At 42.2% G+C, this 13,532-nt stretch carries 10 protein-coding genes; 3 read left to right on the forward strand and 7 right to left on the reverse strand.

All coding sequences use genetic code 11. From position 1 onward, the window contains the following. The first annotated feature begins 148 nt into the window (after positions 1–148). On the forward strand, positions 149–931 hold the full coding sequence (locus BM243_RS04065; protein ID WP_074910661.1) for a hypothetical protein: 783 nt from the start codon (positions 149–151) through the stop codon (positions 929–931). 7 nt (positions 932–938) lie between these two features. On the opposite strand, the gene BM243_RS04070 is transcribed toward BM243_RS04065, so the two are convergent. Next, positions 939–1,847 (reverse strand): helix-turn-helix transcriptional regulator, encoded by a 909-nt coding sequence (locus BM243_RS04070; RefSeq protein ID WP_074910664.1) that lies wholly within the window; start codon positions 1,845–1,847, stop codon positions 939–941. An 85-nt stretch (positions 1,848–1,932) separates the two neighbouring features. Here BM243_RS04070 and BM243_RS04075 point away from each other — a divergent pair, with 85 nt between their 5' ends. Next, positions 1,933–3,276: an MATE family efflux transporter gene (locus BM243_RS04075; protein ID WP_074910666.1), complete on the forward strand. Its 1,344-nt coding sequence runs from the start codon at positions 1,933–1,935 to the stop codon at positions 3,274–3,276. Between the two features lie 11 nt (positions 3,277–3,287). Here BM243_RS04075 and BM243_RS04080 read toward each other — a convergent pair whose 3' ends face one another. The 5 genes from BM243_RS04080 to BM243_RS15205 all read right to left on the reverse strand — a co-directional run bounded on the left by BM243_RS04080 (position 3,288) and on the right by BM243_RS15205 (position 10,618). After that, positions 3,288–3,872: an NUDIX hydrolase gene (locus BM243_RS04080; RefSeq protein ID WP_074910669.1), complete on the reverse strand. Its 585-nt coding sequence runs from the start codon at positions 3,870–3,872 to the stop codon at positions 3,288–3,290. 38 nt (positions 3,873–3,910) lie between these two features. Continuing rightward, positions 3,911–4,495: a TetR/AcrR family transcriptional regulator gene (locus BM243_RS04085; RefSeq protein ID WP_074910672.1), complete on the reverse strand. Its 585-nt coding sequence runs from the start codon at positions 4,493–4,495 to the stop codon at positions 3,911–3,913. Positions 4,496–4,785: 290 nt separating this feature from the next. Beyond that, positions 4,786–7,257, reverse strand: a complete 2,472-nt coding sequence (locus tag BM243_RS04090; RefSeq protein WP_074910675.1) for an EAL domain-containing protein — start codon at positions 7,255–7,257, stop codon at positions 4,786–4,788. 23 nt (positions 7,258–7,280) lie between these two features. Further along, entirely contained in the window at positions 7,281–10,169 is a 2,889-nt protein-coding gene (locus BM243_RS04095; protein ID WP_074910680.1) for a response regulator, read from the reverse strand. A 227-nt stretch (positions 10,170–10,396) separates the two neighbouring features. Then, positions 10,397–10,618, reverse strand: coding sequence for a hypothetical protein (locus tag BM243_RS15205; RefSeq protein ID WP_074910683.1), 222 nt, complete (start codon positions 10,616–10,618; stop codon positions 10,397–10,399). 567 nt (positions 10,619–11,185) lie between these two features. On the opposite strand from BM243_RS15205, the gene BM243_RS04105 reads away from it, so the two are divergent. Continuing rightward, a complete protein-coding gene (locus BM243_RS04105; protein WP_074910686.1) occupies positions 11,186–12,247 on the forward strand; it encodes a GGDEF domain-containing protein in 1,062 nt (353 codons plus the stop codon). 70 nt (positions 12,248–12,317) lie between these two features. On the opposite strand, the gene BM243_RS04110 is transcribed toward BM243_RS04105, so the two are convergent. After that, positions 12,318–13,517, reverse strand: a complete 1,200-nt coding sequence (locus tag BM243_RS04110; protein ID WP_074910689.1) for a tetratricopeptide repeat protein — start codon at positions 13,515–13,517, stop codon at positions 12,318–12,320. Positions 13,518–13,532: the final 15 nt, after the last annotated feature.

The raw sequence follows: 13,532 nt of genomic DNA on the forward strand, positions 1-13,532 counted from the left end.
AAAAAATGTTAAGTTTCATATTTGGGGTCAAAGGCATCGGCTAGGTTCATGAAAAGGTTTTTAGCATATTATTCATAGTTATTGGTCATATTTTCCATTTCTTTGTGATACCTTCAAAGTGAAAGAAATCGGAAGGAGTGTTGCAGTCATGAAAAAACACCTCATAAAACCCATTGCAGCTTTATTGGCAGTACTGCTTTGCTTCCTGGCTGTTCCAGGACTTCGGATGATTTTTATACTCCCATTTTTTGATCTGTACTCCGGAAAAAACAGCGTTGAAAATAAACTTGGATTTGAACTGACAATGCCTCTTCATGGCACTTCCATGCAGCCAGTGCTCCTCACATACAATGACTCTAATCGAGCTTCTAAGGCTCTTCATATGCCTGTTTCTTTCACGGTGGACTATACCTTCAGCAGGCCATCTTTTTTTCTAGGCAGAAGCCATGTCATGGATCCTGATGAGTCACTCTACAGCTCCTTTGCTGGCGTCTACTGGGTTTCAGGAGCTGGTCATCCACTAGCCCTAGAGGAGCTTGCTCTTCTTGTGGAGTTCGATGTGAAAAAACTGCTGCTGCCTTCCTTTGGTCTATCCTCAAGCGAGGTGGTGTTTGAAAAGAAACATGTCCTGAAATCTGGTTCTCCTGTGATGATCAGATCCGATGCATTCACGAAATATACCGGTTCATTTGACATGTCAACTCCACTTCATCCAAGAGACTTTCAGCTTTCCTACCTTCTTTATGGGATTCCCCCAAAAAGCTTCGAGTTCTATCCAGTTCAGCCCATGCATGGTGTTCTCCTCCAGCATTATTATCCAGACGAGGATCTGAACCTCATTCTTTATGCTTTGGCTTCCAGTGAAGATACCGTACAGAGTCTTGAAGAAACCCTACTTAAGAAAGTACAGATTAAAAGAGACGCATATTGACCGTTACTTAAACTCTTTTCTCTTCTCTTGATCTCATCTGGTACTGCTTCGGTGTGATTTCATAATGCTTCTTGAACGTTCTGATAAAATAGGAGTAATTCTGAAATCCACAGCGAGCTCCTATTTCCATGGCGGAAAGATCCGTCGCTTCCAGAAGCTTTCTTGATTTTTCCAGCTTCAGCATTGTGAAATAATTGAGATAACTGGTTCCAGTATAGTTCCTGAAAAACTTGGAGAAATAAGAGGTGCTATACCCTGCAAACTGCGCTGCATTAGCCAGTGTGATTTCTTCTGTTAGGTTTTCCAGAAGCCAGTTGGTCAGCTTTTTCATCCGTTCCATCTGACCTGCGGCAATCATTGGATCCTTGGAAGTCAGCAGCGTATGTCTTAGCCCGTGCAGCAGCCGGAACAGATCACTTTTCACAAGAAATCCAATTCCTTCCTCCTCATGCTGTTCCCGATAAGAGATGAGACTTTTTATGGTGTGAAGCACTTCTTTCTTTCCTTCCTCCTCGAAAAAAGACTCCACCTGAAAATGCTTCGATCCCAAAAGAAGTGGATGCAGCAGCGATTCATTGAGATGATCCTCATCTTCTTTCGACATTAAGAAGTTCAGATGAAAGAGTACGTTATAGTAAACAGCATGCTTTCCTGGAATTTCCTCCATGGCATGGATCATGCCCGGAGAAACCACATAAAACTTTCCTGCTTCTGCTGTATATTTCTGTCCATTCACCATCAGCGTCAGCATCCCTTCTTCCACATACAGCATCTCCATTTCCTCATGCCAGTGCATTGGATAATAGGTGAAACCTTCGGGAATCTTTGAGCGGTACACAGCAAAAGGGAGCCGGTCTACGCCGTGTCTCTTTATTTCATATTGATGCAGTCCGATATTAGGATTCTTTTGTATCATTTTTCATCACATTCCTACAAGTTTTTCTATTAATTAGATTATATACTATGATATGAGAAAAATTTTATCAAATGAGGATGATTATATGAATGAACAAAAGAAACTGCTGAAGCTCTCCTTCCCACTGTTTTTTGAGAGCCTTCTATTTTCCGTCATCGGGAGTGTGGACACACTGATGCTTTCAAATTATAGTGACACTGCTGTAGGGGCTGTAGGGGTTGCAAATCAGATTCTCTTTCTGGTTCTTATTGCAGGAAATGTCATTGCTCAAGGAGCCGGTATCCTCATGACACAATTTGTGGGAGCCAAAAGAAAATCTGAAGATCTGCAGACTCTGACAGTCACAGCACTCATGGTGAATACCGCTTTGGGACTCTTCTTCAGCACCCTGCTCGTCCTGTTCTCCCAGGAACTTTTAGGCATTATGGATCTGGATGGGGAGATGCTTAGATTCTCTTCTGAATACTTCGTCATCATATCAAGATACCTTTTCATACATCTGATGACCATGACATTTTCCGTTTATCTCAGATCCCATGGTGAGACAAAGACAGCACTTAAAGTCTCCATTCTCATGAATGTTGTGAATGTACTGCTCAATTACATCCTTATTTATGGACATGCAGGATTCGATGCGCTGGGTGTTCAAGGCGCTGCCTACGCTACCGTGATATCAAGAATTGTTGGATTTTGCGTACTAGGGTCCATTGTGTACAAAATGGGGTTCCGTCTGAAGAGCTTCCGATTCAGACTGGCTTCTATGAGGCAAGTTCTGCCACGCATCTTAAAGCTTGGGGCTCCAGCTGCAGGCGAACAGATTTCATATAATCTCGCAAAATTTGTCATGATGATTTTTATCACCAGACTGGGAGATGTGGCCATCACAGCCTACTCCTACAGCAATACCCTTGCAGGTTTTGTCTACATTTTCTCTGTATCCTTAGGACAAGGAACTGCCATTATGATTGGATGGTATACTGGGTCGGGACACAAAGAAAAAGCAAAGTTCCTCGGAACTCATTCCGCGAAGCTATCCTTCTCGATCAGTATGATTCTCTGTACACTTCTTGTTGTTTTCCGAGTTCCCCTTTTGGGCATTCTCACAGACAATCTTGAAATCGTAGCCCTTGCAGGACATGTTCTGCTCTTCAACTTCATCGTGGAGGCTGGCAGAAGCCAGAACCTTATTTATGTGAATGCTCTGCGTGCAGTTGGAGATGTGCATTATCCCTTCAGAGTCTCACTCCTCTCGATGTGGGGCATCGGTGTCTTCTTCTCCTATATTTTCACTTTCTCTTTTTCTTTCGGGCTGCCTGGCATCTGGATTGCCCTGGGTCTGGATGAGATAGTGCGAGCACTTCTTTTCAGAAAAAGATGGATCACCGATTCTACTCAGGCAATATGGTCACCAATAGAAAAACAGGTGTAGAAATCAAGTCTCTACACCTGTTTTATTCTTGTTTCTGAAATCAGTTTGTGGTAAATCGGCGTAATATCCGGTTCATCAGCCTTTACATCAATGTCCTCCAGCAGCACCCATTCAATACCTTTGGTCTCAGCTTCGTTCACTATGCACTCTTCTTCCTCTTTCGCAATCAGTACAAAGGCAGCATTGAGGTGCAGATGAGGAGAAACGTAAGATCCGTTCTTCAGATGGCCTTTTACTGGCAAAATATCCAGTCTGTAAAGAAGTGCTCCATTTCTGCTTATAACTGGACTGAAATGGCTGAGTCCGGTCTCCTCCTTCGCTTCCTTTATGGCCACATGAAGTAAATCTTCTTCACCATCAGCATGTCCTCCCTGCCATGTCCAGGCATCATATATTCTGTGATGAATCATGAGCATCTTCGTGGCAGTTTCATTCAGTATGACCGTGGAGGCCGTCATATGAGCCATCGGATCTTCTCTCGTAAGCACTGCTTCTCTATTTCTCTCTATATAGTTCAGTATGGAGTCTCTGATCGCTTTATCTTCTTTCGTCTGTGGCAAGTACTCTTCCACAAGAGCATAATAGTTCGTTCGCACAAGCAGTCACCTTTTCCCTTTGTTCTTACTATCCTTTGTCAGCAAGAGCTGTTTTTGAGCATCTTCAATAAACACTGAATGTAATAGATTCTTTTCTCCGCAGTATCAATATTTCTGCTGTATAACCCATCGTTGGCATTGTCTTCCGTTGGGTGGACCATCGCAGACATAAAAATCATCTTTTTGATTTCCAGCTCATGCTCACCAAGATATTCTTTCAGTGAAGCATTTAATAATGTAAACATATGGTTCAGTGTTCGGATCAGCTCCTCGGAAGCTGAACTCTTCACTTCACTTCTGTAAGCATCTTTTACTAAAACAACACTGTTTGGATACAATAACGCATACTTCATGGTCTCATTGGCATAACGGATCAGTCTTTCTTCCAAGTCCATGGTTGGATTCTCCAAAAACTCTACTGTTTTCAGCATATTGTCCGTATAGAACTCACGAACCAGAGAAAGAAGCTGTTCTTTTGTCTCAAAGTAATAATTGATTGCACCAAGATTTACCTTTGCTTCTTTGACAATCGTCCGGACGGGTACATCGACGGTTCCCTTTTGACCTATCAGGTACAAAGTACGGTCTACTATTCTCATCTCAACTGTATTTAAATCTCGCATGAAACTCCCCTCCTTACTTGAAGTCTAAACCAAATTTCCTATGAATTCATTAAAATCAAGCATTCATAAAAAATAAATAGAGTAGAACAACAAGTACAGAGCTTCTTATGTGATTTTAGGTTTTATGCTCCTATTCCGGTGTACCTTTTTTCTTGCTCTCGCCTGATGCTCAGGTCCCATCTGTTGGATTCAAACCGTCTCCTTCATCTTTTTTACTGTGACTCGATGCCATGCATTGAAAGAGCGTGTTCTTTCACTTTCACCTTTTCGTCTCATTGACATGTTGCTTTCTAGAGAAGCACATCAAATATCTTATCTTCTTCTATTGGCTTGTAAAAATAATATCCCTGTACCAAATCGCATTGATGTGACTTCAAATAATTCAGCTGCTTTTCGTTTTCTACGCCCTCCGCTATGACAGTATGCCCTAACCTGTGGGCCATGACAATAATATCTCCAGTGATGGCAGAGTTCTCCTCTTTTTCCGTTAGTTTGTCAATGAAGGACTTATCAATCTTCAAACAGTTGATATTGAGTTCTCTCTCCCTTGATAGAGACGAGTATCCGGTCCCAAAATCATCAATGGATATATGGATACCATGAGCTTTCAAAACTCCCAAAGTCCTATTGATGTCATCATAATCTGATGAGAAAACAGTCTCCGTAATTTCAATATGGATAGACTCAGGTGAAACCTGATACAAACTCATCGCATTGAGCAGATAAGCGCAGAAGTCTTCCTTCAAAAGCTGGATCGGAGAAATATTGATGGATACCCAGTAGGTTGTGAAGCCTTGATGATAAAGCCTCTTGATAAACCTCAGCGCCATATCAATGATACGTTCACCTATAGGAATAATAAGCTTTGATTTCTCTGCAACTGCGATGAACTCAACAGGAGAAACCTTTCCTAAATAAATACTGTCTAATCTGGCCAATGCTTCAAACCCAACAATGGTATGATCTTTGATGTTCAGGATGGGCTGATAATGAAGACTCAGTCTTTCCGGATTTATATGATCAGTGATCTGCACCAGTTCTTTCTTGATCTCTTCTTCTCGTACGAGACCCGCTTCCATTTCCTCGTCAAAAAAACTGATGGGCAGCTGCTCCTGATTTTCCAATCCTTTCTCGGAGGCAATGAGCATGCTCTTCAGCAGTCTGTCGCCATCCGCATTCTGGTGACTTTTGAACTCCACCACACCAAATCCAAGATTGATTCTTTCAAGTAGAAGGAGATTTTCAAGGCTTTCATGAAGATCTTTCGCAAACTGCAAAATATCCTCTTTTGAGGAAACCTCATGAAAGTAGAAAACAAACTGGTTATCCTGAAATTTATACAGCGACTTATCCGAGCTGCAGTAAAGAAGTAATGTATCCGCAATCTTCTTGATCAGGTCCTGCGTATAATGATATCCATATATCAGCGTGACAACGTGAAGATAGCTGAGATTCACCGCCATAAGGGCTTTTGAAGATCCATCATGACGATTCAGCTCACCTGTAAGAACTTTATCCAATGAATACTGGTTCCTTATGCCAGTCCAGCTGTCATGGGCCATCTGAAACTTCAGATTCTCCTCCATTCTCTTTTTCTCTGTCACATCCAGAATAATACCTTCCAGAGCTTCCAGTTCGCCTTCCCCATTGAAGATCCCTTGACCTTTCTCAAGAACCCATATTCTGCTTCCGTCTTTTCTGACGATTTCATACTCTGCATTTAATGTCTGACGTAACGGAAGAAGTTCACTCCATGCTTTACGCAGTGTATTCCGGTATTCTACACCAATAATATCTTCAAAAGGGATGGCCTGATTATGGAGAAGCTCCTCCGGATCATATCCCGTCAGCTCCTTCGCACCATCTGAGACAAACTCCATGGTCCAGTTCTCATCATATTTACACCGGTAGGCAAGTCCTGGCAAATGGGAAAGCAGGACAGATTTGCTGCGTTCGCTCTCCATAAGCCTCTGCTCTGCTTCTTTTCGTAATGTGATGTCTTGAATCATTGAAACATGATTGTACTTATGGTTTGCATGAAGATCAATCTTGGAAACCACCATGTTCACCCATACATAAGTGCCATCCGGCCTTAGAAATCTCTTATCCATGGTGTACCCTTCGATCTCCCCTAAAACCATCCTCTCATAATAATGAAGGTTCTCAGAAATATCATCCGGGTGCGTTAAAGTCTCCCATCCGATCCTCCGGAGCATCTCACTGCTGTATCCTGTGATCTCCTCATATACAGGATTGATGTTAATATAGGGATTTTCATCTTCTGTGCATGGTTCCCTGTTGAAAGACACTGCAATCCCTATGGGTGCCTGCTGGTAGATCTTATTATAGGTCTGAGTCTGCTTGGAGAACTCTTCCTCCAGTAATTTCTGCATCCGAAGCAGTTCTGTATGGATTTCGATTCTCGCAATGAGAGATTCCAGCTGGATGGGTTTTCTGATATAGTCCACAGCCCCCATCTGAAGACCTCTGATTTCATTATCGTTCTCATCATAGTTTGTCAGGATCATGACTCTTAGATTTCTTAGAAGTCCCTTCTGTTTTATGATTTCTAAAAACTCGAACCCATTCATCACCGGCATATTGATGTCCAGGATGACCATATCAAAAGGTCCTTCAGCCTCTAAAAGCGCAAGCCCCTCCTGTCCGTTGGAAGCTGTTTGAACTGTATAATGACCGAGCATTGACTTTATCATCAGTCGATCTGCCGAAGAATCATCAACCACTAGTATTCTTGTTGTCATTCTCTTATCTCCTCTTGGACGCGTTATTTTTCAACATAGTATTGGATTTCCACAAGAAGTCTTTGAAAAAGACCTGTAAAATCACTCTTATACATAAGAATATCTATATCTTTACCGTCTTGCAATACTTTTTGAAATTTCACACAATAGTCATATATTTCTTTTGCACCAATACTGCCTGAGCTGCTTTTCAGTTTATGAATGAGATGCTCCGCCTCTTCATATGCTCTGCTCTTTATCACTCTATCCAGTTCAGAGAGAAATTCCTGATTTTCTTTCAGGTACTCCCGTAGCACTTCCAAATACAGCAGTTCGTTCCCGCCCATGCTTTTCAGACCTGATGGAACATCCAGAAGCATGTTTCTTTTGAAAGAGCCTTCCGTCTCATCTAAAAAGGCAGCTACTTGGCGGATAAAATCATCTGGGTCAAAAGGCTTGCTGATGAAATGATTCATCCCATGCTTTTTGCATTTCTCTTTAACGCCAAGAACCACATCAGCAGTCATCGCAACAATAGGCACTTCCTTATCAAGAGCTCGGATGATTTCTGCAGATTCAAATCCATTCATTACCGGCATGTGCAGGTCCATGAGAACCAGCCCAATGGCCTTCTGATGCTCTTTGAACAGATCCACCCCTTGCAGACCATCGGATGCCACAATGGTGTCAACCCCAATTCTTGAGAGAAGAGATTTTGCAATGAGCTGATTGGTTTTGTTGTCTTCCACGAGAAGCACTGATTTTCGCATTTTCATCCCTTCTTTCCCCTGGTAGAGCTGCACCTCTTCATGTATTCCTGTGGTGGCTTTCGCTTCAAAAAGATCTACGATACCATCCAGAAGCACAGAGGGTATAATGGGTTTTCCTATTGCGAGATGCACTGGATAGTTTTTCACTTCATCAAAGAGTTCTTCCCTCATCATGGGCACAAGTAGAAGAATCTTAGGCTTTACGGTTATTCTCGAGTTTTCATAGATTTCTTTCGCAAACTGAAGCCCGCCGTTTTTGGGTGCATCATAATCCAGAATCAGCAAATGAATCTGCCCTGCAAAGGGTTTTGCACCGTTTTCCAGAATACTCAGGGCACTCTTTTCAGAGGTTGTCAGTTCGCACTGCATACCGAATGATCTCAAGTAGCTTTCGATGAGATTCATGCTTGCTCCATTTTTTTCAAGAACCAAAGTTCGGATGTCTTTGAACTGACTGGAAGAGAGTCTCCTGGAATACTGATCCTGACGCCCTTCATCCACAGGTAAAGTGATTTTCACTGAAAATGTTGAACCTTCATTTTCTGTACTGTACACTTCAATGGTTCCATGCATCAGTTCAACCAGATGTTTAACAATGGAAAGTCCTAATCCAGATCCACCAAACCTCCTGGTTATGGTGGAATCTGCCTGAGTAAAAGGCACAAAGAGCCTGCTGATCTGGGTGTCATTCATGCCAATCCCCGTGTCTTCGACAGTGAAACAAAGATGGTACTTCGATCCCTCCCTTGCCAAAAGCCTTATTTCCAGAAGAACTTCACCTTTTTGGGTGAACTTTGAAGCGTTGTTCATTAGGTTTAAGAGAATCTGCTCCAATCTTTTTCCATCTCCCAAAAACCAGTTGGGCACCTTGGAATCTTTGATCAGTCTCAGTCCTATCCCTTGTTCATCAATCTTGTAAGACACGATACTGATCACATTCTGGATCACCTGATCTAAGCTGAAGGAAGTGATTTCCAGTTCAACTTTTCCTTTTTCGATTTTGGCATAATCCAGTATGTCATTGATGATGCTGAGCATATTATTGGATGCCTGAGTGATCCGATCAATATAGGTTCTTTGGGTCAATGTAATTTCGGTCTTTCGCAGAAGATAGGACATACCGACAATCGCGTTCAGAGGAGTTCGGACTTCATGGGACATCCGCGCAAGAAAACTGGATTTGAAATCATTTGCCTCCTCGGCCTCCATCTTTGCCGCCTCCAGTTCCAGCTGTGTCTCTTCCCTGTACTTCACTTCTCTTTTCAGCTTAAGGATCCAGTAAAAGGATACCCCAAGAATCATCAGTGCTATTGCTCCGATGAGGGCTATGATTCGAAGGAACGGACCAAAGTCCGGTTCACTGGAGACGGAAATCCATCTTGAAGCGATCTCCATGCGCTCCTCGTCCGTAATGGTATCCAGTGCTTTATTCAATATGCCAATGAGCACTGGCCAGTCTTTTCTGACTGCAAAATGGATGCCCAGATTTTTATCCGCTTCAAAAGCAGTAAACTTAAGATTGGTCAGCGCAGAATTCTGTATCAGATAGTTGGTGGTTGCCAGATTGCCCACAAAGGCGGCTTCAGTTCCATTCGCCACTGCAGTGAGCGCATCCTCCACAGAGTCGTAAAGACTCAGATTTATATTTGGAAATCCTAACAGATAGCTGTGATGTGAACTTCCTTTCTGAACCGCTACCAAAGAGCCCGAGAGATCTTCAATTCCTTGTATGCCCTTTTCATCCGTTCTTGTCACGATCACTCGTTTGAAATGGTAGTAGGCTTTAGAAAAAATGAAGTACTGCTCACGGTCCTTAGTACGAGATATGGCTGATAACATAGGTATCTCATGAGACAATGCCTTTTCATAGGTTTCAGGCCATGTCAGATTTTTCCGCACTTTAAATGTCAGCCCAGTCCGAGCTTCCAAAAGAGCCAGATAATCTGCAGTGATTCCCTTATATTCGCCATCCCGATCAAGAAACTCGAAAGGAACAAACAGGGGATCTATCCCAATTTCAATGATAGGATGCTCCTCAATAAATGTTTCTTCTTCTTCACTCAGGGCTATTTTTTCAGATGCTCGTCCATTCTCTGTGAAGAAAAGTGAAATTATAATTATACTGATGAGTACAGTAGCAATGAGATAAGCTTTTTTGAACACTAGATCTCCTGCTGCTCAAAATATGGACATCTCTACCCATGATAAGACTTTCCCAGTTTAGCGTGTCTGTCTTCGTGAGTGCAAATAATACACTCCACTTATTTAATAAACTTATAGAACACTCCCAGGGTGAAACTCCCCAAATAGCCTTGAGTACACACTTCCATCAGTAAGAATCTCCTGGTCTGTACGCCATTGCATCTCTTAGATACACGCAGACTTGAACACTATAACTCTGACTGATGCAGTTTCTGTACTTTGACTACTTGTTCATAGATATTTTGTCGAGCAGCTTCTCCTTTCTTATTTTGTTTCGTTGTTTCAGACATTCCTATTTCCTTGAAAGTCTTACTTTCCCGCGCTTTGGTTTCTTCTGTTGATTCATGATGTTTATCAGATCTCCATTTCTGTGGTTCTTGTAAAAAGTGTGTCTTCGGTAAAATTGGCATTGGAAAGCCATCTGAAAACACCAAAAATCAGTTGTATTTTACGTTTGTTCTTTGTTTGCTTCAGCTCGTCTTTATAGGCTCTTCAAAATGTCTGTGAATGAGATCTTCCTTACAGCACCCCTTTAATTCAAAGCTGAATATTCTGAGTATTTTTGGTAGTATTTCATATTTCTCAACAAAAGCAAATAATTTTCTCTATCTGTTTTCTATTCTTTTAGTTTAACACTACATAAGATTTATAGACAAATTCATTTTTTCGCCATTCTTCTTGAATTTATGTATAGTTTGCTGAATTATTATTGAAATCACTAAACATCATGTACAACTCGATATAAAGAACATCTTGTCCAATATGACGACTTCTCTGATGCTGATATGCTTCTCCATTAATTGAATGAAATCCAATATGAAATAAAAAACACAACTTCACAGAAAGCAATGATTTTGGACAATTAAGTAGGAAACTTGCATCAGAACAAAAATTATATTGACAAACTATTACGAGTAGCATAAAAATAGAGGGTAAATGTAAAATAAGCCTCTTAAATCTAAAGCGGGAAGTGGATCATGGAAAGCTCCAAACTGAAAGAAACTTATGAAAAGCAGCAATATCAGAACCAGGCAAACTTAGTTTATGTGAACACAATCATTATTGGCGCCATCCTGGTTTTCATCTATTTTTTTGTCCTGCAGACCTATAGAGTTGCATTCGCAAACGTTCTGCTCCTGGCAGTTTCTTATATGTCCATCAAGCTCAACCGTAAGGAACAGTACGCCCTGAGTTCTCTCATTTTCATCACCATGGTAGCCTTTACCGCATTTCTCCAGATTCATGAGTTCGGTCTCCGTACCGGATTCCAGTATTTTTATCTTAATCTCTCAGGACTTGTGATGTTCACCAACTGGAAACCATGGCAGAAAGCAGCTGGAACAATACTTCTGGTTTCCATTTTTATCCTTTCATTTAGGATGAGTTATCAGGTTTCTCCTCCAGTCGAGTTGAACTACTTTTGGGTTTTCTTTTTGCATTCGGTGAATATTCTGCTCAATGTGGCCGGTGTCGCAAACTCCGCTAATTACTACATCACCATCACAAAAAAGGCTCACCAGACCCTCACCGATCTGGCCATGAAAGATTATCTGACGGGTTTGATGAACCGGACATCCTTCGACCACTTTCTTCTCGAGCTTTGTGAAAGCAGAGTGAAGAAAGGCCACGGCATGTCCATCCTGCTGCTGGATTTGGATCATTTCAAGCGGATCAATGATACCTATGGACATCTCTGTGGAGATGAACTGCTTCGTCAGTTTGGTAAGATTCTTCAGGAACAGACTCGGAAAGAAGACTGCGCTGCCAGATATGGTGGTGAGGAATTTGTCATCGTCTCAAAGTCAGACTCCTTGATGGAGACGTCGCTGTTTGCTGAGAGCATCCGTAAAAGAGTCCATGACATGCAGTTTAACTATAAGGGCCAGATGATCTCGGTGACCTTGAGCATTGGTGCCCTTTTTATCTCTCCTCAGGCTGCCACCCATAGACAGGAAGCCCTGGAGCTTGCCGATCAGCTTCTTTACAGGGCAAAATCAGGCGGACGTAACAAGGTTATTTCTGACCAGCTGGCCAGCTGAATCTCAACACAGAAAAGCTCCTGGTTTCATTACCAGGAGCTTTTCTATGCGGCTACATACTTTTGTTGGTTCAAGACTCTGAGAGGATTGCACGTACTCTTGAATTGTTATACATACTATTGGGTCTTTCATTGGGAATCCTCTGGAGGACTTTCTTCGCGTTCTCCAGTTCTCCAAGATCAAACAGGTACAGTCCATAGGTATAAAGCACTTCTTCAAAATACACACCGTCCGGGAATCTTGTCAGATACTCTTCATACCACTTCTTAGCCTCCTCCGTCTTTTCCTGCCTCTGATATGTATTGGCAAGATAAAACACAGCTTCAGACTTATACTCAGGGATCTCTCCATTGTTCAGAATATGGTGAAATGCTTCCGCAGCTCTGTCATAATTGCCTGCTCTAAAGTCAGAAAGCGCTTCATCGTGCACTGCAACCTCATCCTCTGAGAAGACTCTGCCTGGAGTCACCGGTCCAGGTTCTTCAGTGACAGGTGGTTCCTCCTCAGGCTCTTCCACTACGGGTGGTTCTACTGGTGTCTCTACTGGTGTCTCTATTGGCGTTTCAACAGGTGCTTCAGGCTCTGGATTCTCCTCTGGCTCTACTACAGAAGGTTCTTCCTCTTTCGCCACTTCTTCACCCGGCTCCTTGGGTGCACTGAAATCCAGTGCTCTGGATAAACTATATCCAGCTACACCAAGAAAAACGAGAAGAATGAGGAATGAGGCCAAGGATTTTCCAGGATTCTTTCTTTTTTTCACAGATAACACCGACAGCTCATCCAGATATCTCAAAGCCTTCTCATTGCTGCTGTCAAGCAGTAATGCCTGATTCATATATTCTCTGGCATCATCCAGGCTGCCATTCAGAAAATGGCAATGCCCCATATGAAGGAGAAGCCCAACCATTTCAGGTTCCCGTTCGAAAAGATCCTTAAACACGCTGATGGCTCTTGTGTAATCGCCTTGATCTTCTGCACGGATGGCTTCTTTATAGAGTTTTTGAAAATCCTGGGCAGTATCTGCCTTATATTTCAGTAAGTACTCCACAGCCTTATTGTCTCGTGCTTTCACAGAAATACTTTTATTCCAGTAATATTTTGCTTTATCAAAGTTACAGAAAAGATACTCACAGTATCCCAAAAGGTTCATCGTTTCAGTATCTTCTGGATTTACCAATAGGCTGCCTTCTAGTATATCCCTTGCTTTTGAAATATTATTTTCTTCTAATGCGACTTGCGCTTCTTTCACGTTCTTGCTTGCTTGTTCCATTCGTTACCTCTCCTA

Origin of the sequence: Proteiniclasticum ruminis, from assembly GCF_900115135.1 — a bacterium.
GTDB lineage: Bacteria > Bacillota > Clostridia > Clostridiales > Clostridiaceae > Proteiniclasticum > Proteiniclasticum ruminis_A.

Coding starts and splice junctions, on each gene's coding strand:
- BM243_RS04105 (WP_074910686.1), top strand. CDS start 11,186: ATGGAAAGCTCCAAACTGAAAGAAACTTATGAAAAGCAGCAATATCAG.
- BM243_RS04085 (WP_074910672.1), bottom strand. CDS start 4,495: ATGCGAGATTTAAATACAGTTGAGATGAGAATAGTAGACCGTACTTTG.
- BM243_RS04110 (WP_074910689.1), bottom strand. CDS start 13,517: ATGGAACAAGCAAGCAAGAACGTGAAAGAAGCGCAAGTCGCATTAGAA.
- BM243_RS04070 (WP_074910664.1), bottom strand. CDS start 1,847: ATGATACAAAAGAATCCTAATATCGGACTGCATCAATATGAAATAAAG.
- BM243_RS04090 (WP_074910675.1), bottom strand. CDS start 7,257: ATGACAACAAGAATACTAGTGGTTGATGATTCTTCGGCAGATCGACTG.
- BM243_RS04075 (WP_074910666.1), top strand. CDS start 1,933: ATGAATGAACAAAAGAAACTGCTGAAGCTCTCCTTCCCACTGTTTTTT.
- BM243_RS15205 (WP_074910683.1), bottom strand. CDS start 10,618: ATGCCAATTTTACCGAAGACACACTTTTTACAAGAACCACAGAAATGG.
- BM243_RS04065 (WP_074910661.1), top strand. CDS start 149: ATGAAAAAACACCTCATAAAACCCATTGCAGCTTTATTGGCAGTACTG.